Raw genomic sequence first — 19,255 nt, forward strand, 5'->3', positions numbered from 1 at the left:
TATGCCGCGCAGTTCGCAACGTCAAATAACCACCACAGAGACACAGAGACACAAAGAAAGACTACGCCTTTTGAGACTCCTTTGTGCCTTCGTGTTTTTGTGGTGGATTTCTTTCGCACTGGCCGCCTGCGGCGGTGGCGGGGCGGGCGCGCCCGCGCCGATCACAGCGCGACCGGGCGGCGTGCCGACGCAGGCCTTGACGCCCGCAGGTCTGCCGAGTGGCGGCTTCCCGTTTCTCGATACGCCGATGGAAGGGCAGATCGTCTACGCGAACGGCACCGGCGACCTGTTCGTGACCGAGGTCAAGCCGGGCGCCAAAGCCGCCAAGCTCACGAGCCTGCCGAACAATCAGGGCTATTATCAGGAACCGACCTGGTCGCCGGACGGCAAGCGCGTGATGCTGTCGTACCTGCTGCCGTTCGACAGCAGCGGCCTGCCGGCGCAGGACATCCTGATCATGGATGTCGGCGGCAGCGCGCCGCAGCCGCTGATCGCGCACACGGTCAGCGGCGAGGTGATCGGCGGTCCGGTGTTCTCGCCCGACGGCAAAACATTATACTACTCGCGCAGCACGCCTATCTTCAAAGGCAAAGCGGTGACTGGCGTCACGCTCCAGATCGAGCGCTACGACATGCAGTCCAAGCAGACGCAGACGGTCACGGCCGATGGCGTCCAACCGGACGTCAGCCCGGACGGCAAGCGGCTGGCGTTTCTCCGTATCAACCCGGAAACGTTCCAGCAAGATCTGATGGTTGTGGACGTGGACGGCCAGAACCTCGAAGCGGTCATGGCGGGCAACGCCGTCAGCGGCATGATGGCGCCGCGCTGGTCGCGCGACGGTAAGCGTATCCTGTTCGCCATTCCGAACAGCCTGTCACGCTACGTGCCGCCCATTGCGCCCATTTCGCCGCCGGCCGCGCGCCTGCCGGCCTGGCTGGAGCGCGCGCTCGGCGTGCGCACGGCTGAGGCGCACGGCCCGCCGTGGGACTTCTGGATCGTGGACGCCAACGGGGAGAACCTCAAGCGACTGACCTCGATCGGTGAAGACGAGCCGTCGGCGACGTGGTCGCCGGACGGTAAGTATTTCGCGTTCGTCGGTGTGGCCGGCTTCTACGTGGTGGATGAGAGCGGCAAGCAGGTGCGCTGGCTCTCGCGCGACGGCGGCAAAGGGCGCTCGGACTGGCGGAAGTAAAGCGGTTTCACCGCAGAGGACGCAGAGAACGCAAAGGAAAACCAGAGGCTAGCGTCCGGTGCTATAATCTCAAGCGAGGAGAGGTGCCTTTATGGTAACAGATCGCATCGAGATCAATCCTGAAGTCATGCTGGGCAAGCCGGTCATTCGGGGCACGCGCATCACGGTCGAGTTAGTCCTGCGCAAATTAAGCGAGGGCATGGCCGAGGCTGACCTATTGGACGCCTATCCGCGCCTGTCACAGGCAGACGTGCAAGCCGCGCTCGCGTATGCTGCCGATACCGTGTCGCACGAAACGATCATTCAACGGCCTGCGTCCAGCTAAGCCGACTTCACGCCAATTCGAATCATTCCCCTCGCTGGTTATCCTGCCTGCTTCCCAAGCTCGCGCATTTCAACGTCGTCAGCGTGGCCGGCATCTACGTGGTGGACGCGAGCGGCAAGCAGGTGCGCTGGCTCTCGCGCGACGGCGGCAAGGGGTGCTCGGATTGGCGATAATAGGACCAATCCGCGAATAACTCGAATCATCGCCAATCTTTTCTCCACGAAGCAACACGAAGATTCACGAATTGAGTCAGGCTTCGTATTGGCGTCGATTCGCGGATTAGTTATTGCGCAAAGAAGGAAGATGTGCGAGCACGGCTAATGCCCAATCAATTTGCCACGAGGATTCTATCGGGCGTGCTCTGCGTGGTCGGCCTAGTGTCGCTGGCGCAATTTCGCATCATATCCGAGCTGACCAATGTACTTCGAAATCAATTAGAACCGGGCTGGGCTTTTGGCTTCGTCGCATTTGCCTCGGACATCCGTCTGCCCGCATTGCTGTTCGCGCTCTTGCTTTACGGAGCAACCAGATTCATGGTGGCGCGACCGGCCACGTTACGCACCGCGCCATGGTCGCCCATCGTCGTTGCGTCGCTTTCGACTATTGGAGCGTCACTGTTGCTGGGTCTTTTGGCCAACCCCTGGATACCACACCCGCAATCGATCAATGAATGGATTGTGTTCTGTCTGACCGGGCCTGTGGCCGAGGAACTGTGGTTTCGCGGAACTATCTTTTGCCTGGCCATGCGTCTCATTCCTTCAGACAAGACGGGGTTGCCGTGGTTTGCGATCGCGCTATCCGCACTGCTCTTTAGCCTTTCGCATCTCCAGTATTACGGATTTCGCATAACCTATGCGTCTGCCGCCCAATTGGGATATACTCTATTGCTCGGGCTGTCGCTTGGCTATACGCGTGCAGCCACGGGGCGGCTTGGTTATGCCATCGGCCTGCATATCATCACCAATGTTAGCAGCCAGATATTCTAGCGAAGGTATGACGGGCGTCGCATCACCATGACGTACTGGCTGCTTCTGCGAACAGTCAAAGAACAAGGCGATGCATTGCGCATCGCCTCGTCGCTTGATGTTCGCTCGTGTTGCGCTGTCAGTTCCACGCTTTCTCAATCTCCGCGATCAGACCTTCCACCACTTCCCACGGCACATGCACGCAGCCGAGGCCCTGGTCGGGTTTGGTCGAGCCGTGGAAGTCGCTGCCGCCGGTCACGATCAACCCGTGCGCCTGCGCCAGCTTCATGATGCCGACCGTCGCGCTGGTCGGATAACGATAATAGTGCGCCTCGACGCCACGCAAGCCCGCCGGCACCAGTTGCGGCACGAGCGTCTCCGGGTTCACCGTCTTGAGCACGTTGCCGTAGGCGTCGAACGAGTACGGGTGCGCCAGCACCGGCACACCGCCACTGGCGTGGATCGCCTGCACCGCCTCGGCGGGCGATAACTGCAAGCGCTCAAAGTAGGCCGGTCCGTTGCGCCCGATAAACCGCTCGAACGCCTCGCCGATCGTCGCCACGTAGCCCGCTTCGAGAATGGCGCGCGCCACGTGCGGCCGCCCCAGCGAGCCGGTGCCAGCCAGTTCCTGCACGCGCTTGAACGAGACCGGCATCCCCAGCGCGGACATCTTGTCAGCCATGCCCTTGGCCCGCTCGAAGCGTCCGTCGCGCAGGCGCTTGAGCATCGCCTGCAACTCGCCGCCCGGCACCTCTTTGAAATAGCCCAGGATATGCACCTCGCCGCCCGGAATATCGCAGTTCACCTCGATCGCCGGAATGATTTTCAGCGCGTGCCCCGCGTTGGCGGCGTACGCCGGCGCGATGCCCTCCGTCGAGTCGTGGTCGGCGATGGCGAGCACGTCGAGCCTGACGCGCCAGGCTTCGGCGACGAGCGCCTGCGGGGTAAAGGTGCCATCGGATGCGGTGGTATGGGCGTGGAGATCGGCCTTCTTCATAATAATGCGTCCTGTTCCGTCGGTAATCCGGCCAGCCTGCAATTACCGTATCGTATAGTAAGGTGTTACCCAGCGATTCTAGCACGCGCGGTGCGAATCGGCAATCTCCGTTGCAGCGATTTACGGTTGCTGTGGTACCATCGGGGCTGCGGCCGTCATCCCGGCACGCAATGTCTCGATACTCTGCATAGAGGGGGAAGCGATGAGACATCATCGTCCGGAGTTCAAGCACAACGACCCGCAGGTCGAGCATCTGGTCGGTGAGTGGGAGCACGGCTCCATGGGCCGCCGCGAGTTCTTTGAACGCGCGCTGTTCCTGCTCGGAACGGCCGCCGCCGCCGAGGCGCTGCTGGCCGCCTGCTCGCCGCAAGTGACTGCCGCCCCAACGGCTGTGCCGGCCGCAGCCGCTACGGCCACCAGCATGCCGCCGACCGCCGTCCCGCCAACTAGCGCGCCGACCCTGGCGCCCACAGCGGCCCCGCCGACCGCTGCGCCCACCGCCGCGCCGACGCGCAGCGGCACGGCCGCCTCACAGCCGACGCCCGTACCAGTCACCACGTCCATGATTCCGGGCTACGTCGACCCATCAGCCGTCGACGGCTCGAATGTGACATGGCAGAACGGCGACGTCAAGATGCTTGGATACCTCGCCAAGCCGAAAAGCGGCAGCGGCCCGTGGCCCGGCGTCATCGTCATCCACGAGAACCGCGGCCTGACCGATCATCACATGGACGTTGCGCGGCGCATCGCCAACCTCGGCTACGTCGCGCTAGCCGTGGACTTCCTGTCGCGCGTGGGTGGCACGCCGAAGTTCGCCGCGCCCGCCGATCCGACGCAGGCGATCAACGGGCTCAAGCAGGGCGATGTCGATTCCGATACGGTTTCGGCGGTGGGCTATCTGAAGACGCTGCCGACGGTAAAGCCGAAGTTCGGCATCGTCGGTTTCTGCTGGGGCGGCGGCAACTCGCTGACGGGCGCGATCACCACGAAGGACATTGTCGCCTGCATGGTCTTCTACGGGCGCAACCCGGCGAACATCGATGACGTGCAGAAGCTGAACGGCCCGGTGGTGGCCGGCTACGGCGAGCAGGACACGTTCATCAATCCGGGCATCCCGGCGCTCGACGCCGCGATGAAGAAGTACAACAAGACGTACGACTACAAGATCTACCCGGGCGCGAACCACGCGTTCTTCAACGACACGGGCCCGCGCTTCAACGAAGCGGCGTCAAAGGATGCGTGGGCGCGAATGGTCAAGCTGTACGAATCCAATCTGAAAGCGTAGCACCGGTTCATTCCGGGCGTTGCTTTCGCCGGGCGCGGGTCAACCTGTCCGCGCCCTTCTTTTCGTCTGCGCGCCGCGGTTTTTGTCCCGCTGCCGCAAAGTGAAGTAGAATAGCACATAACCACTGCAGGCGGCGCATGCCATCCACCCCTGCTTCGAAAGGACATCAACGATCACTCATGGAAGAACTGATCATCATTGGCTCCGGCCCGGCCGGCCTGACCGCCGCCATCTACGCCGGGCGCGCGTTCCTCAATCCGCTGGTTATCACCGGCAACGAGTTGGGCGGGCAGATCGCCACGACGACCGACGTGGACAACTTCCCGGCCTTCCCTGACGGCGTGACCGGCCCCGAACTGTATGAGCGCATGCAGAAGCAGGCCGAGCGCTTCGGCGCCCGCACCGTCTTCGATGAAGTGACGGCGGTGGACTTCAAGACGCACCCGTTCAAGATCAAGACGGTCAACGACGAGTACGAGGCCAAAGCGGTCATCGTGGCCACGGGCGCGTCGCCGCGCAAACTGGGCGTGCCCGGCGAGCAGGAGTTTCTGGGTCGCGGCGTATCGTACTGCGCAACCTGCGACGGCTTCTTCTTCCGCAATAAGGACGTGATGGTCGTCGGCGGCGGCGACAGCGCGCTGCAGGAAGGGCTGTTCCTCACCAAGTTCGCCAACCATGTGGGCGTCGTCCATCGCCGCAGCGAGTTCCGCGCCGGGCCGACGCTGCAGGATCGCGTGCGCCAGAACGAGAAGATGGGGCCGGTCTGGAACTCCGTCATCAAGGAGATTCGCGGCAGGGATGCGGTCGAGAGCGTGCTGCTGGAAGACACGCTCGACTACACCGAGCGCGAAGCGCCGGTCAGCGGCATCTTCATCTACGTCGGCCATGAGCCCAACACCGGGCTGTTCAAGGGTCAGCTCGACATGGACCACGAAGGGTACCTGCTCGTCAACCACAAGCAACACGCGAGCGTGCCGGGCGTCTTCGCCGCCGGCGAGGTGCACGACAAGGTCTTTCGGCAGGCGATCTCCTCGGCCGGCTACGGCTGCATGGCGTCCATGGAAGCCGAGAAGTTCCTGTCCGAGCTGCCGCATCACGGTTACCCGCCGCCGTCGTTCCGCAAGTAGATCGACCGGCGCATTACGGCGATGATCCATGACTCACGCAATGTCCGCCCTGCGCGGCATTGCGTGATTTCTTTTCGGGAGACTTGCTATGCCATCGGTGAATGTCAACGGCGAATCGATCTACTACGAGGGTAACGGCGGCAGTTCCGCGCTGCCGGTCGTCTTTGTGCACGGCGCGGGCGGCACGGGCGCGCGCTGGCTGCCGGTGGCGCAGGCGCTGACGAACTGCGTGACGTATGCGATTGACCTGCCCGCGCACGGGCAATCGACCGGGGAGGGCCGCGATACGGTCGGCGCGTACGCGGAGGTGGTCGTTGGCTTCCTCAACTCGCTGAATCTGCCTTCGGCGATCATCGCCGGGCACTCGCTCGGCGGCGGCATCGCACTTTGGATGGCGTTGCAGCAGCCGGCGCGCGTGCGCGGTCTGGCGTTGGTCGGCACGGGCGCGCGCCTGCGCGTGCACCCGCAGATTCTCAACGCAGTGAAGGCCGGCCGCCCGATCCCGGCCAATCCGGCTGCCGACACCACGCCGGAACCGCCGGCCGACATGGCGCCCGTCAACCCGGTGCCGTATTGGGACTGGGTCGCCTGCAATCGCTTCGATGTGATGGGGCGGCTCGGCGAGATTCATTTGCCGACGCTCGTCATTGTCGGCACGAAAGATATGAACACGCCGGTCAAGTTCGCGACCTACCTGCGCGACAACATCGCCGGCGCGCAGATGGCGATTATCGAGGATGCGGGCCACTCGGCGATGGCGGACAAGCCCGCTGAGGTCCTCGCCGCTATGCAGCCGTTCGTGGATAGCTTCAAGTAGCCTTCCACGAAGTGACACGAAGAAAAGCACTGTCCGCGAATAACGCGAATCTTCGCGAATTGATCTGGCTAGCAGTCTGTCGGAGAGGCAGTCTTTTTGACCGCATCTTGTGGTTTGGAGATCGTTTTTGGCGCTGCGACCACAAAATGCAGTCCTCTCCGACAGACTGCTAGAGCAGATTCCGGTTGCATGGATGCCATGCAGGGGCAAGAACAACCAGGCCGTCATGCCGGCGAAAGTTGGTGATGCGCCGGGGCGCACACTCGCGCATGGAAATCGGCGTGTCGGTGTAGGGACGGGTCTTTGACCCGTCCGGTTGGCCAGGTCAAAGACCTGGCCCTACGCCTAGAGTTGCCTATTTCCATGGGAGCCGGCATCCAGTCCACAATCCGGGACTCCGGCTTCCGCCGGAGTGACGGTATGGTGTGTTGTCACCATCAATTGTTCAGGAAATCGCTCTAATTCGCGTCAATTTGTGTTATTCGCGGATCATGTTTTCCTTTGCGTTTCTTTGTGTCCCTTCGTGGATCGTCTACTTGTTCGCCGCGACGATACGAAGCAGCGCGCCGCCGTTGATGTCGGCAATGTACGCCTCGCCCGCCTCGTCTTCCCCGAATGAACTGATGCCGATGCTCGCCGTGATCAGCGGCGTCGTGACCCAGCCGCCGCGCGTATCGCGGCTTAGTGCCCAGAGCTTGCCGGTGCAGTAGTCGCCGAAGAAGTATGCGCCGGCCAGCGCCGGCTGCGTCGCGCCGCGATAGACCATCCCACCGGTGATCGAACAGCCGTTGCCCGCGTGGCTGTACTCCGCGACTGGCGTCGCGAAGCCGGCCGGGTCGCACGTCGCGCCTGGTGGGTAGCAGTGCGTGCCCTCCATCTTGTTCCAGCCGTAGTTCGTCCCGCCCGGCGCGCCGGCTGGCTGAACGTTCACCTCCTCCCACTGATCCTGGCCCACGTCGGCGATAAACAGATCGCCCGTCTGCCGGTCGAACGCAAAGCGCCACGGGTTGCGCAGTCCCCACGCCCAGATCTCCGGCCGGAATCCGGCGCGGCCGGCGAACGGGTTGTCTTTCGGGATGCCGTACGGGCTGCCGCTGTCCACGTCAATGCGCAGGATCTTCGCCAGCAGGCTGCTGCCGTTCTGTGAATTGCCGAAGCGGTCGCCTGCGCCGCCGCCGTCGCCGGTGCCGATGTAGAGATAGCTGTCCGGCCCGAACGCCAGTCCGCCGCCGTTGTGGTTCGACGCGTCGCGGTGCCGGATGCGCAGGATCTCCGCGCCGCTGGCCGCGTCGGCGCGGTCGCCGGTCGCCGTATAGCGCGCAATCACGATATCGCCGCTCGAATCGGTGTAGTACACGAAGAACTGCCCGTTGCGCGCGTACTGCGGGTGGAACGCCAGCCCCAGCAGGCCGCGCTCGGACTCGGAAGAGCGGACGATGTTGCTGATGTCGAGGAACGGCTCGGGCAGCAGCGTCCCGCCGCGCACGATACGGATGCTGCCGCGCTTCTCGACGACAAACAGTCGCCCGCTGCCGTCGCGCGCGCTGGTCAGGTCGGTCGGCTGCCGCAGCCCGCTCACGGACTTCTCCAACCGGATCGTCGTGGCGGCCGGATTGAAGCCGCTGGCGGCGGCCACGCGCGTGGGCGCGCTCGTCGGTAGCGGCGATGGCGCCGGCGTGCGCGCAGGTGTGTTGGTCGAGTTTGGCGCGGTCGTCGCGCTCGGTGCGGGTGTGGCCGTTGGGTTGCTGGTGGGCTGCAGCGCGGATGGTGTGTTGCTCGGTGTGGCCGTGGGTGAAAGTGTTGCGGTCGGCACGGCGGCAGTCGTGCCGCAGGCGGTCAGCACGCCCGCGAGCGCAAGCATGCAGAGGTTGCGGACGAAGTTCATGGCAGGTCCCTTCCGGAAAACAGGCATCGTACTCAGGCGTGCAGCACCCTACTGGAACTCAACATGCGTGTTGAACCATGTCAGGGTCAACCAATCCGTCATTCCGGCGCGTTTTTGGCCGGAATCCACCCGAATGCTTCGACACGACGACATGAGGTCGCTGCCAGAGTGGATGCCGGCTAACACCATGCCGGCATGACGATTTCGCGGCGTCTCCGACAGTTTTGCAGTATGCCCTCGTACTCAAGCCATTATACTGGCATGTGCGCATTCGCCGCCGCCGCAATGTTTGCTATAATCGCCGTATGCCCCGCGAATACCCGGAATACCCCATTGCGTCGGTCGGTGTGGTTGTCGTCAAGGACAACAAAGTGCTGCTCGCCCAGCGCGGCAAAGATCCCGCGCGCGGCCGCTGGACGATACCCGGCGGCGTGATCGAGGTCGGCGAGACGGTGCATGAAGCCGGCCGGCGCGAGATCATGGAAGAGTGCAACATCGATGTCGAAATCGGCGCGCTCTACAAAACGTACGACTCAATCGTGCGCGATGCCGAGGGGCGCGTGCGCTTCCACTATGTCATCCTCGACGTGTTCGGCACGCACACAGGCGGCACGGTGCGCGCCGGCGGCGATGTGTCCGCTGTGCGCTGGATCGGTGTGGACGATCTGTTGACGCTCGACGTGCTGCCGGCGGTGGCCGCGTTAGTCCGCGACGTCGTGGGCGGCGCGTGGTGATTCGTTTCCCGCGGCAGTGGCTTGTGCTGGTGGCGCTATTGCTCTGCGCCTGCGCCCCGGAGGCATTCTCCGCGCCATCGCCGACCGCCACGTTGCCGTCTCGCGCGCCGACTCCGTCACCTGCGCCGTCGCTGCCGACGGCCACACCGACGCCGGTCGCGCCGCTCTACGCGCTGATCGCCAAGGCGCGCGGCGAGTATTGGGACGCCGCGGCGCAAGGCGCGCAGGCGGCCGCGCGGCAATTGGGACTGCCGGCCGGCAGCGTCGTGTACTACGCGCCCGAGAAGGAAGACGCGGCGGCGCAGATCGTCGCGCTCGAAGCGTTTGTGGCGCGCGGCGTGCGCGGCATCGCCATCGCGCCGAGCGACCCGCGCGGGCTGGAGCTGAGCATCAACAAGGCGCGCGCGGCGGGTGTGTGGGTCACGACCTTCGATACCGACGCGTCAAACAGCCACCGCATCTTCTTCGTCACGTCGCTGCAGCAGACCGTGGGGCATCAGGCGGCGGAGGCGCTGCTCTCGCTGCTCAACGGGCGCACCGGGGCCATCGCGCTCGGCTCCACATGGCTCAATGCTGACGCATCGGCGCGCATCGCGGGGCTCAAAGCAGGTTTGCAGAACAATGCCGGTCTGCGCGTGCTCGACGCGCAGGACGACCGGCATGATCTCGCAGTAGCAACACAGGCGGCGCGCGGCGCGCTGGCCGCGCAGAAAGATCTGGCGGGCGTGTTCGGTGTGTACGCCTACAACGGCGTGGCGTGGTGCCGCGCGGCGCGCGATGCAAGCGCAGAGGAGCGGGTCGCCGTGGTGGCGTTTGAACTGACCGGCGAGACGGTGGATTGCCTGAAGGATGGCGGCATCGACGCACTGGTCAGCGCGCGCCCCTACGAGCAGGGCCTGCAGAGCGTGCTGGCGCTCGATGCGCTGGCGCGGCGCGGCCTGTTCGCCGCCGCCGAGGAACTGCACGTTCCGGTTGGCAGCGCGCCCGATGCCTGGGTGGTCGATGCGGGTGCCGATGTCATCTCGCTGGACGGCCGCGTGGGACAGAGTCTCGCGGAGTACGCCGCGCATCTGTCCACACTCGGCGTCCCGCACGCCTGGGCGCCGTAGGGTTTGTGCCGATGTAAACCACGATCGTGTAGGGGCGGCTCGCGAGCCGCCCAATTTCGTACCGTTCTACCCCGCCGTCAACGCTTCCAGCGCCAGCCGGTAGCCGATCCAGCCCAGACCCGCGATGCTGCCGCGGCAGACCGGCGCGATGAACGAGTGATGGCGGAACTCCTCACGCGCATACACGTTGCTGATGTGCACCTCAATTGCCGGCACCTTCACCGCCGAGATCGCGTCACGGATGGCGACGCTCGTGTGCGTGAAGCCGCCCGCGTTGATCACGATGCCGTCCCAGCCGATCGCGCCCTGGATCGCGTCGACGATCGCGCCCTCGTGGTTCGACTGCATGATCGTCAGGTCGACATTCGCCTCGCTCGCCCATTCGCGCAGGCGCGCATTGATCGTGTCGAGCGACAGCGCGCCGTAGATGCCCGGCTCGCGGATGCCGAGCATGTTCAAGTTTGGCCCGTGAATTACGAGGATGCGCATGGTGCGTCTCCGGTAATACTATTTCAACTTGGCCATGTCCTCATAGCGATTGCGCAAGTGCAACTGCCGCCCCCTCATCCCCTGGCCCCTTCTCCCCCGCGCGCGGGGGAGAAGGGGAAAAACTAACGGGGATTGGCGCGGCGGCTACGCCGCCGCGCCAATCCCCGGAGACTTGAGCCCCCTCCCAGCGAAGCTGGGAGGGGGCCGGGGGGAGGGCGGAATTTGGCGGTGTGCCGTGTGCTCATGCGGCATGCACATGGGGACATTTTCAATTTGAAACAGTATAAGATGTGTTGATAGGTGCACAGGCTATTGGGGCAGTGTTCTGACGCGTATGCGCGTGTTCTCGACAACGGCAAAATGTCCGGCCCAATCCTCGCGTGATGCCAGTGCTGCTACTGTGATGCGGGCCACATGGGTGGGCGACGGTGCTGAAATGCGAAACAAAATAACGTCACAGGCCGCTGGCAGGCCAGCTTTGAATGCCAATTCGCCAAAATCCTTGTCGAAAGTCAGGAGGATGCGGCCGTCTGAAACAGCGCGCGCAAGCACGGGGGAATCGCGGCTTCCGGGCGCGTCTAAGCGGATTGACAACACGTCGTGACCTTCACTCCGCAGAGCATCGATCGCTGCCTGCGGGAAATTTTCGTCGGCGATCAGGCGCATGCTGAACCGCTAGCCCGGCGTGAAGGCGTACACCTTTTCGTTGCGCAACGAGTGGCTTGCATAGGCGAGGCAGGCCTGGATGTCCTCGTGTGTCAGCCCTGGGTAGTTGTGAAGCAGGTCCGATTCGCTCCAGCCCTGCGCCAGCAAATCGATTGCGAACTCGACGGCCAGGCGCGTGCCTTTGACGACGGGCTTTCCAAGCAGAATCTCAGGATCAACGACGATCCGATCTTGCCAGTTCATGCTTCCCTCCATGCTTCGATCTGCCGATCCTATCTCATTATACGCTCAGATGCGCATACAATCACAGCGGAATCAGTATTTCGCCGTGTGCCGTCCGCTATGCCTTTGCCCTGAGCACCGCTTTCACGTCCGCCGCGTCCACGTCGTTGCGGATCACCGTCTGGCCGATCGACAGCGGCAGGATGAAACGGATGCGCCCCTGCTCCTTCTTCTTGTCGTTCTGCATCACCGCCAGCGCCGCGTCGGCGTCGAACTGTCCGTAAGTGGTCGGCAGGCCAACCCGTATCAGCAGCGCCGTGATACGCTCCACGAGCGCCGGGTCGCACATCTCCAGCCGCGCCGACAGCCGCGTCGCCGCCACCAGTCCCATCGCCACCGCTTCGCCGTGCCGGATGCCGTAATGCGACAGCGACTCGAACGCGTGCCCGAACGTGTGCCCCAGATTCAGCACCGCCCGCTCGGCGCGCTCGTGCGGGTCGGCCTCGATCACCTTGAGCTTGACCTCGATCGCATCGGCCAGGATGCGCGGCAGGTCGCGCAGGCCGTCGCGCTCCAGTCGCTCGAACAGCGCCGGGTCGCCGAGCACGCCGTGCTTCACGACCTCGGCCAGCCCGGAGCGCAGTTCCGCCACCGGCAGCGCCGCCAGCGCCTCGCGGTCGCCGCAGACGAGCACCGGCTGCTTGAATGCGCCGACCAGGTTCTTGCCTTTCGGCAGGTTGACCGCCGTCTTGCCGCCGAGGCTCGCATCGACCACCGAGAGCACCGTCGTCGGCAGTTGCACGAAGTGGCAGCCGCGCATGTACGTCGCCGCCGCGAACCCGGCCACATCGCCCACCACGCCGCCACCCAGCGCCAGCACCGCGCTGCTGCGCTCCAGTTGCGCGTCCACAAACTGGCCGTACAGCATCGCCGCCGTGTCCAGCGTCTTCGCGCTTTCGCCCGCCGGCATCGTCACAATCGCGCACTCGAAGCCGGATACACGCAGGCTGGCCGCCACCGTCCCGGCGTAGAGCGGGCCGACCACGTCATCGGTCACGATTGCGGCGCGCCCGGTCTTCGGCAGACGCTCGCGCAGCAGCGTGCCGACCTGTCGCCAGGTGCCCGCGCCGAGCACGACCTCATACTGGTCAGCGCCGGCGTGCACACTGCGCCGCAGGTCGATCACCGCGCCGCCCTGCGCCCGCTCTACGATCTGCGTCGCCACCTTCTCCGGCGTCAGTCCATCGGTATCGATGTGGTGCGGGATCAACGCGTAAGCCGCCTCGCGCCCGGCCAGCAGGTCCGCGATACGCCCGGTGACGGACTGCCCAGCCGGCCGATTGGACAGCAGCGGCCGCGAGGCTCCGTCGCCGATGCGCCGCTCGATCTCGGCCGGCGACGCGTCGAGGCAGAACAGCCGCCCGGTGCGCGCCAGCGTGGCGCGGTTGCCGTCATCGACCAGAGCGCCGCCGCCCGTCGCGATCACCAGATTGGACTGCGCCGCCAGTTCACGGCAAAGCGCGCTTTCGAGCGCCCGGAACGCCGTCTCGCCCTGCGCCGCGAAGATCTGCGCGACCGGCATCCCCGCGCACTCGGCCAGCACGGCGTCCATGTCCACGAACGCGCGCTCCAACGCCTGCGCCGCCAACTGCCCGCACGCCGTCTTCCCCGTGCCCATGAAACCCGTGATGATAATGTTCGCTGCCATGCGAAGTCCCATCCAAAGTGAACAGTGAACCGTAAACAGTGAGCAGTTACTGTTCACCGTTCACTGTTCACTTCTTTCTGATTGCTGACGACTGACTACTGGCGACTGTCGTAGTGCCGCTTCATCTCCGCGATGCTGTCGCCGCCATACTTTTCCACGAACGCCTCGGCCAGCGCCCACGCGACCATCGCCTCGCCGACGACCGAGGCGGCCGGCACGGCGCAGATGTCCGAGCGCGTGTAGTTCGTCGCCGTCGCCTCGCCGGTCTGCATGTTCAGCGAGCGCAGCGGCGACAGCGTCGTCGCGATCGGCTTCATCGCGGCTCGGATCACGACCGGCTGGCCGTTGGTCATGCCGCCTTCCAGCCCGCCGGCGCGGTTGCTGGTGCGCGCCACGCTGCCGCCCGCCGGCAGGGCGAACTCGTCGTGCACCTCGGTGCCGAATTTGCGCGCGTTCTCGAACGCCGGGCCGATCTCCACACCCTTGATCGCGTGAATGCTCATCACCGCCGCCGCCAGTCGCCCGTCCAGTTTGCGGTCCCAGTGCACATGGCTGCCAAGCCCGACCGGCAGGCCGGTCGCCACAACCAGAAAGCAGCCGCCGATGGTGTCGCGCTTGCTCATCGTCTCGCGGATGCGCGCATGCATCTGCTCCGACCAGGCCGGGTCGGGGCAGCGCACGTCCGACTCCTCCGCGCGCGCGAACAGTTCCTCGTACGGCACATCTGCCGGCGCCGGCATCTCGACGCCGCCGATCTCCGTGACGAACGAGCCGACACGCACGCCGAACGCGCCGAGCAGTTGTTTGGCGATCGCGCCGACCGCGACGCGCACCGCCGTCTCGCGCGCCGAGGCGCGCTCGGCGATCAGCCGCATGTCTTCGATGCCGTACTTGATCCGCCCGGCGTAGTCGGCGTGGCCGGGGCGCGGCACATACCACGGCGGCACCTTCTTGTCCTTCCAGTTCGCCCAGTCCCGGTTCTCGACGCGCAGCGCGATCGGCGCGCCGATGGTGACGCCGTCAACCACGCCCGCCGAAATGTCGGCCATGTCCTGCTCGATGCGCTGGCGGCCGCCGCGCCCGTAGCCGCCCTGCCGACGCCGCAGGTCATCGTTGATGGCCTCCATGTCGAGCGTGAGCCCTGCCGGCAGGCCCTCGATAATGCCGGTCAACCCCGGCCCGTGCGACTCGCCTGCCGTGAGAAAACGAAGCATGGTAATCAACTCCCAAATCCCAAACAAGGTATCCACGAAGGGACACGAAGAAACACGAACAATAATGACGGGCCCAATCTTGCTTTTCTTTGCGCTCTTTGCGCGCTTTGCGGTGAACTGTTTTTCGCTGCGCTCTCTGCGTGCTCTGCGGTTCAGCTATCAAGTGCCTGCGTCATCACGTCCACCGGCGCGTTGCGGCCAGTCCACAGCCGCAGCGACTCCGCGCCCTGGTAGACCAGCATCGCCAGCCCGCCGATCGGCTGCGCGCCGACCTGCCGCGACTCTTTCAACAGCGCCGTCTCGCGCGGATTGTACACCAGATCGTACACGAAACGCGCGCCGTAGCCGCGCCCGGCCAACGGCAGCGGCGTCTCGGCCGTGTTGGGCGTCATGCCGACCGGCGTCGTGTTGACGATCAGCATAAACTGGCCGCAGCGCATGGCGGGCGGCAACTGCGTCGTGACCTCCGCGCCAAACTCGTCCGCCAGCGCGATGGCGCGCTCCGGGGTGCGGTTCCAGATTGTGACGTGCGCGCCCGCGCTCGCCAGCGCATAGACCACCGCGCGCGCCGCGCCGCCCGCGCCGAGCACCAGCACGCACTGGCCGCGCACGTCGCAGCCGGCCTCGCTCAGGCCGCGCATGAAGCCGGCTGCGTCGGTGTTGTGGCCGGTCAGCCGTCCATCCTCGTTCACGATCGTGTTGACCGCGCCGATCGCGCGCGCCGTCGGCGCGATCTCATCTAGCAGCGGCATCACCGCCTGCTTGTGCGGGATCGTGACGTTCAGACCGCGATAACCTTGTGCCGCCAGCTCGCGCAGCCGCGCCGCCAGTTCGCCCGGCGGTGCCGCCAGCGCCTCGTACGTCCCGTCGATGCCGAGCGCGCGCAGCGCCGCGCCGTGCATGCGCGGCGACAGGCTGTGCTTGATCGGCCAGCCGATCACGCCGAGCCGCATCATCGCGTGATCCCGGCCAGCACCCGCTCGAACTCCGGGAACGACTTGGCGACGCTCTCGGCCCCGCTGATGCGCGTCTCGCCGCTCGCGATCAGCCCCGCGACCGCCAGCATCATCGCCAGCCGATGGTCGCCGTGCGAATCGACTTCCGCGCCGTGTAGCGGCGTGCGGCCGCGCACCACAAAGCCGTCCGGCCGCTCCTCGATCTGCGCGCCCAGCTTGCGCAGTTCGACCGCCACCGCGCTGACCCGGTCGCTCTCCTTGACGCGCAGCTCGGCCGCGTCGCGCACCAGCGTCTCGCCCTCGGCCTGTGTCGCCAGCAGGGCGACCAGCGGGAATTCATCAATCGCGCGCGGCACCACCGCGCCGCCGACCGTCGCGCCGCGCAGCCCGGCAACGGTGCGCACGCGCAGGTCGCCGACCGGCTCGCCGTTCTCCTCGTGTCCCTGTTCGACGGCGACCGCGCCGCCCATCGCTGTGATGATGTCGAGCAGTCCGGTGCGCGTCGGGTTCAGGTTCACCGCCTTGATCAGCAGGTCGGCGCGCGGCGCCAGCAGCCCGGCGGCGATGAAGAACGCCGCGGACGAGAAGTCGTTCGGCACGCTGATGTTCAGCGCGGACAGGTGCGACGGGGAGAGCATGATGGTATTCGTCTCCCGGTCGTGCGTGATCTGCGCCCCCATCGCGCGCAGCATCCGCTCGGTGTGGTCGCGCGTCGCCGCGCTCTCGCGCACGGTCGTGTGCCCGCTGGCGTGCAGGGCGGCCAGCAGCACCGCCGACTTGACCTGCGCGCTGGCGACCGGCGTGGCGTACTCGATCGCGTGCAGTCCGCCGCCCTTGATGATCAGCATCGCCTGGCGGCCGTTCGGCGTGGCTGGCGGCGGGAGCGGGCTGATGTCTGCGCCCATCAGTTTGAGCGGATCGATGATGCGTCCCATCGGCCGCTTCGCCAGTTGCGCGTTCGCCGACAGGATGCTCGTGAACGGCAGCCCGGCCAGCAGCCCGGCGATCAGCCGGATCGTCGTGCCGCTGCCGCCGCAGTCGAGCGGCGCGGCCGCCTCGCCTATGCGCCCGCCCGTGACGTGCAGCGCGCCGCCGCCGTTCCGGACGATCGGCACGCCGAGCGCCTCCAGGCAGCGCTTAGTGGCCGCCAGGTCGTCGGAGTCGGGCACGTTGGCCACGCGCGTGACGCCGTCGGCCAGCGCTCCGAGCAGCAGCGCCCGGTGCGCGATCGACTTGTCGCCCGGCACGACGACTTCGCCGGTCAGCTCTTGAGCGGGAACAATACGCATAGCAAATACCTTCCTTCGGATGTAGGGACAGGTCTTTGACCTGTCCGCAATGGACGGGTCAAAGACCCGTCCCTACACCACCTGTCTTCCGTCGACGTGCCGCTTCCAGCCTTGCGCTCCAGGCCGCCTCGTCACCGCGGGCGATCTGGTCGCGCAGAGTCGTCAGTTCGCGGCTATACGCATCGATCATCGCGACGATCGCCGCGCGGTTGCTCGCGATGATATCGCCCATCATGCGCGTGTCGCTCGCCGCCAGGCGCGTCATGCCCACGTAGCCCGTCGACGCCAGTTGCTCTGCGTGCTGGTCGTTCAGTCCGGTGACGGTGTTGACCAGCGTGGCGCTCAGCACGTACGGCAGATGGCTGATGGCCGCCACGGCGCGGTCGTGCGCGTCAGCTTCGATCATCAGCACCGCCGCGCCGGTAATCGCCACCAGGGACTGCGCCAGCCGCATCGCCCGCACGCTGGTGCGCGCCGTCGGCGTCAGCGCGAAGCGCGCCCCGCGAAACAGCCCGGCGTCGGCCGATTCGATGCCCGACGTCTCTTTGCCGCACATCGGGTGCCCGCCGACGCTCTCGATCGCGAGTTTGTCCATCGCGGCGACGATCTCGCGCTTGGTGCTGCCCAGGTCCATCAACAGTGTCCCCGTCGGCAGCGACGGCCCGTGCGTCTCGATCCATGCCACGATGCCGCGCACCGGCATCGCCAGCACGACGATATCGGCGGCGTCGCCGGGCTGCCAGTCGCCGTCAATCACATCGCGCGCCTGCGCCTGCCGGACCACGTCCGGGTTGGCGTCTGCGCCAAGCACGCGCAGCCGGGCGCCGCCCGCCTTCAGCGTCATCGCCAGTGAGCCGCCCATCAGGCCTAGCCCGGCGATGGCTATGGTAAAGCCATCGAGATCATCCATCGTGTTCTCTGGTCATCCATGTCCTGTGCGCGTCCCGCCTTTGGCGGGACGCCCGTCCCTGATAGGGACGGGCACAGGATGAAGTGCGACGGCAACACCGTTGCCATCCGCGTTGCTTCGCGCGCGAAGGATCTCAGATGCTTCACGCACGGGGCGCTCTCGAAAACCGGGGTCATGCCTTCGCGTTCAGCATGACAAGTGTGTTTAGATGTGCTTCCCAATGATCGACGCAATGCCCTTCAACTCGACCATCAGTGCCGCGAACTGCTTGAAGTCGAGCGACTGCGCGCCATCGGAGGTCGCTTTGGCCGGGTTGGGGTGTACCTCGATCAGCAGCCCGCTCGCCCCGGCCGCGACCGCGCCGCGCGCGACCGCGCCGACGAGCGCCGACCTGCCGGTGCCGTGACTCGGGTCGGCGATGACCGGCAGGTGGCTCAGTTCCTGGATCGCCGGAATCGCGTTGACGTCGAAGGTATTGCGGGTATAGGTCTCGAACGTGCGAATACCGCGCTCGCAGACCATCACGCGGCGGTTGCCGTGCGAGAGGATGTATTCGGCGCACATCAGCAGCTCCTCGATCGTGCCGGACATGGCGCGCTTGAGCAGGACCGGGTGCTGCGCCTCGCCGACGGCGTGCAGCAGCGGGTAATGCTGCATGTTGCGCGCGCCGATCTGTAGGATGTCCGAGTAGCGCGCGACGAGCGGCACCTGCTCGACCGCCATCACCTCGGTGATGACGAGCAGGCCGGTCTCTTTGCCAGCCTCAGCCAGCAGTTCGAGTCCTTCCTCGCCCATGCCCTGGAATGAGTAGGGCGACGAACGCGGCTTGAACGCGCCGCCACGCAGCACCTTCGCGCCCGCCTCCTTAACGGCGTGCGCTGTCTCCATGATCTGCTGGCGGCTCTCGATCGAGCACGGCCCGGCCATCACGACGACCTGGTCGCTGCCGATCCGCGAGCCGTTGAGCGGGACAACGGTATCTTCCTTCTGGAAGTCGCGGCTGGCGATCTTGAACGGCCGGCGGATGCGCACCACGTTCTCGACGCCGTCCCACATCTCGGCCACTTCGGGCGTCAGGTTCGTGCCGTTGCCGACCGCGCCGATGATCGTGCGCACCTCGCCAAAACTGGTGTGCGCCTTGAAGCCGTACGATTCAACTTTCTGAATCGCCTCGCTGATCTGCTCGCTCGACGCGCCCTGCTTCATTATGATAACCATAGTCTGTGCTCGTTTCTGATAATTTCGCGGCTAAGGCCGCGCCCTGGGCCCGTCATCCTGAGCGCGCAGGCAGGACCGTTGTGCTTCCAATCCGTCTCGCGCGCGAAGGATCTAAACACCGCAGTCGGAGATGCTTCACACGCGTAT

At 65.6% G+C, this 19,255-nt stretch carries 19 protein-coding genes; 8 read left to right on the top strand and 11 right to left on the bottom strand.

Annotated features, from left to right (window positions below):
- Positions 1 to 91: 91 nt before the first annotated feature.
- The 3 genes from HZB53_04025 (at position 92) to HZB53_04035 (ending at position 2,503) form a co-directional block, all read left to right on the top strand.
- Positions 92 to 1,192: a PD40 domain-containing protein gene (locus HZB53_04025; GenBank protein MBI5876796.1), complete on the top strand. Its 1,101-nt coding sequence runs from the start codon at positions 92 to 94 to the stop codon at positions 1,190 to 1,192.
- 91 nt (positions 1,193 to 1,283) lie between these two features.
- On the top strand, positions 1,284 to 1,517 hold the full coding sequence (locus tag HZB53_04030; GenBank protein ID MBI5876797.1) for a DUF433 domain-containing protein: 234 nt from the start codon (positions 1,284 to 1,286) through the stop codon (positions 1,515 to 1,517).
- Positions 1,518 to 1,837: 320 nt separating this feature from the next.
- Positions 1,838 to 2,503: a CPBP family intramembrane metalloprotease gene (locus HZB53_04035; protein MBI5876798.1), complete on the top strand. Its 666-nt coding sequence runs from the start codon at positions 1,838 to 1,840 to the stop codon at positions 2,501 to 2,503.
- 118 nt (positions 2,504 to 2,621) lie between these two features.
- Here HZB53_04035 and HZB53_04040 read toward each other — a convergent pair whose 3' ends face one another.
- Positions 2,622 to 3,479 (bottom strand): PHP domain-containing protein, encoded by an 858-nt coding sequence (locus tag HZB53_04040; protein ID MBI5876799.1) that lies wholly within the window; start codon positions 3,477 to 3,479, stop codon positions 2,622 to 2,624.
- Positions 3,480 to 3,681: 202 nt separating this feature from the next.
- Here HZB53_04040 and HZB53_04045 point away from each other — a divergent pair, with 202 nt between their 5' ends.
- The 3 genes from HZB53_04045 to HZB53_04055 all read left to right on the top strand — a co-directional run bounded on the left by HZB53_04045 (position 3,682) and on the right by HZB53_04055 (position 6,708).
- Positions 3,682 to 4,764, top strand: a complete 1,083-nt coding sequence (locus HZB53_04045; GenBank protein ID MBI5876800.1) for a dienelactone hydrolase family protein — start codon at positions 3,682 to 3,684, stop codon at positions 4,762 to 4,764.
- A gap of 179 nt (positions 4,765 to 4,943) precedes the next feature.
- Positions 4,944 to 5,891: a thioredoxin-disulfide reductase gene (gene trxB / locus HZB53_04050; protein ID MBI5876801.1), complete on the top strand. Its 948-nt coding sequence runs from the start codon at positions 4,944 to 4,946 to the stop codon at positions 5,889 to 5,891.
- Positions 5,892 to 5,979: 88 nt separating this feature from the next.
- Positions 5,980 to 6,708, top strand: coding sequence for an alpha/beta hydrolase (locus HZB53_04055; GenBank protein ID MBI5876802.1), 729 nt, complete (start codon positions 5,980 to 5,982; stop codon positions 6,706 to 6,708).
- Positions 6,709 to 7,240: 532 nt separating this feature from the next.
- On the opposite strand, the gene HZB53_04060 is transcribed toward HZB53_04055, so the two are convergent.
- Positions 7,241 to 8,593: a PQQ-dependent sugar dehydrogenase gene (locus HZB53_04060; GenBank protein ID MBI5876803.1), complete on the bottom strand. Its 1,353-nt coding sequence runs from the start codon at positions 8,591 to 8,593 to the stop codon at positions 7,241 to 7,243.
- A 305-nt stretch (positions 8,594 to 8,898) separates the two neighbouring features.
- On the opposite strand from HZB53_04060, the gene HZB53_04065 reads away from it, so the two are divergent.
- Complete coding sequence (locus HZB53_04065; protein MBI5876804.1) at positions 8,899 to 9,327, top strand: NUDIX hydrolase; 429 nt, start codon at positions 8,899 to 8,901, stop codon at positions 9,325 to 9,327.
- On the top strand, positions 9,324 to 10,436 hold the full coding sequence (locus HZB53_04070; protein MBI5876805.1) for a substrate-binding domain-containing protein: 1,113 nt from the start codon (positions 9,324 to 9,326) through the stop codon (positions 10,434 to 10,436). The genes HZB53_04065 and HZB53_04070 overlap by 4 nt, the downstream gene beginning before the upstream one ends.
- A gap of 66 nt (positions 10,437 to 10,502) precedes the next feature.
- On the opposite strand, the gene aroQ is transcribed toward HZB53_04070, so the two are convergent.
- From aroQ to aroF, 9 genes are all read right to left on the bottom strand, one after another.
- A complete protein-coding gene (gene aroQ / locus HZB53_04075) occupies positions 10,503 to 10,925 on the bottom strand; it encodes a type II 3-dehydroquinate dehydratase (GenBank protein ID MBI5876806.1) in 423 nt (140 codons plus the stop codon).
- A 309-nt stretch (positions 10,926 to 11,234) separates the two neighbouring features.
- Complete coding sequence (locus tag HZB53_04080; GenBank protein ID MBI5876807.1) at positions 11,235 to 11,591, bottom strand: DUF5615 family PIN-like protein; 357 nt, start codon at positions 11,589 to 11,591, stop codon at positions 11,235 to 11,237.
- Positions 11,592 to 11,600: 9 nt separating this feature from the next.
- Complete coding sequence (locus HZB53_04085; GenBank protein ID MBI5876808.1) at positions 11,601 to 11,834, bottom strand: DUF433 domain-containing protein; 234 nt, start codon at positions 11,832 to 11,834, stop codon at positions 11,601 to 11,603.
- A gap of 97 nt (positions 11,835 to 11,931) precedes the next feature.
- The gene (aroB, locus tag HZB53_04090) at positions 11,932 to 13,521 is read right to left on the bottom strand and encodes a 3-dehydroquinate synthase (GenBank protein ID MBI5876809.1); all 1,590 of its coding nucleotides are present in this window, start codon (positions 13,519 to 13,521) and stop codon (positions 11,932 to 11,934) included.
- Between the two features lie 95 nt (positions 13,522 to 13,616).
- Positions 13,617 to 14,735, bottom strand: a complete 1,119-nt coding sequence (aroC, locus tag HZB53_04095; GenBank protein ID MBI5876810.1) for a chorismate synthase — start codon at positions 14,733 to 14,735, stop codon at positions 13,617 to 13,619.
- Positions 14,736 to 14,887: 152 nt separating this feature from the next.
- Positions 14,888 to 15,688, bottom strand: a complete 801-nt coding sequence (locus HZB53_04100) for a shikimate dehydrogenase (protein ID MBI5876811.1) — start codon at positions 15,686 to 15,688, stop codon at positions 14,888 to 14,890.
- The gene (gene aroA, locus HZB53_04105; protein ID MBI5876812.1) at positions 15,688 to 16,980 is read right to left on the bottom strand and encodes a 3-phosphoshikimate 1-carboxyvinyltransferase; all 1,293 of its coding nucleotides are present in this window, start codon (positions 16,978 to 16,980) and stop codon (positions 15,688 to 15,690) included. The genes HZB53_04100 and aroA overlap by 1 nt, the downstream gene beginning before the upstream one ends.
- A gap of 58 nt (positions 16,981 to 17,038) precedes the next feature.
- Entirely contained in the window at positions 17,039 to 17,890 is an 852-nt protein-coding gene (locus HZB53_04110) for a prephenate dehydrogenase (GenBank protein MBI5876813.1), read from the bottom strand.
- A gap of 204 nt (positions 17,891 to 18,094) precedes the next feature.
- Positions 18,095 to 19,108, bottom strand: a complete 1,014-nt coding sequence (aroF, locus tag HZB53_04115; protein MBI5876814.1) for a 3-deoxy-7-phosphoheptulonate synthase — start codon at positions 19,106 to 19,108, stop codon at positions 18,095 to 18,097.
- Positions 19,109 to 19,255 lie beyond the last annotated feature (147 nt).

The sequence above is a fragment of the Chloroflexota bacterium genome (assembly GCA_016235055.1).
In the GTDB taxonomy this organism is placed as follows: domain Bacteria; phylum Chloroflexota; class Anaerolineae; order JACRMK01; family JACRMK01; genus JACRMK01.

Coding starts and splice junctions, on each gene's coding strand:
- HZB53_04065 (MBI5876804.1), top strand. CDS start 8,899: ATGCCCCGCGAATACCCGGAATACCCCATTGCGTCGGTCGGTGTGGTT.
- HZB53_04100 (MBI5876811.1), bottom strand. CDS start 15,688: ATGCGGCTCGGCGTGATCGGCTGGCCGATCAAGCACAGCCTGTCGCCG.
- aroF (MBI5876814.1), bottom strand. CDS start 19,108: ATGGTTATCATAATGAAGCAGGGCGCGTCGAGCGAGCAGATCAGCGAG.
- trxB (MBI5876801.1), top strand. CDS start 4,944: ATGGAAGAACTGATCATCATTGGCTCCGGCCCGGCCGGCCTGACCGCC.
- HZB53_04080 (MBI5876807.1), bottom strand. CDS start 11,591: ATGCGCCTGATCGCCGACGAAAATTTCCCGCAGGCAGCGATCGATGCT.
- HZB53_04035 (MBI5876798.1), top strand. CDS start 1,838: ATGCCCAATCAATTTGCCACGAGGATTCTATCGGGCGTGCTCTGCGTG.
- aroQ (MBI5876806.1), bottom strand. CDS start 10,925: ATGCGCATCCTCGTAATTCACGGGCCAAACTTGAACATGCTCGGCATC.
- aroC (MBI5876810.1), bottom strand. CDS start 14,735: ATGCTTCGTTTTCTCACGGCAGGCGAGTCGCACGGGCCGGGGTTGACC.
- aroA (MBI5876812.1), bottom strand. CDS start 16,980: ATGCGTATTGTTCCCGCTCAAGAGCTGACCGGCGAAGTCGTCGTGCCG.
- HZB53_04045 (MBI5876800.1), top strand. CDS start 3,682: ATGAGACATCATCGTCCGGAGTTCAAGCACAACGACCCGCAGGTCGAG.
- HZB53_04060 (MBI5876803.1), bottom strand. CDS start 8,593: ATGAACTTCGTCCGCAACCTCTGCATGCTTGCGCTCGCGGGCGTGCTG.
- HZB53_04085 (MBI5876808.1), bottom strand. CDS start 11,834: ATGAACTGGCAAGATCGGATCGTCGTTGATCCTGAGATTCTGCTTGGA.
- HZB53_04030 (MBI5876797.1), top strand. CDS start 1,284: ATGGTAACAGATCGCATCGAGATCAATCCTGAAGTCATGCTGGGCAAG.
- HZB53_04055 (MBI5876802.1), top strand. CDS start 5,980: ATGCCATCGGTGAATGTCAACGGCGAATCGATCTACTACGAGGGTAAC.
- HZB53_04040 (MBI5876799.1), bottom strand. CDS start 3,479: ATGAAGAAGGCCGATCTCCACGCCCATACCACCGCATCCGATGGCACC.
- aroB (MBI5876809.1), bottom strand. CDS start 13,521: ATGGCAGCGAACATTATCATCACGGGTTTCATGGGCACGGGGAAGACG.
- HZB53_04110 (MBI5876813.1), bottom strand. CDS start 17,890: ATGGATGATCTCGATGGCTTTACCATAGCCATCGCCGGGCTAGGCCTG.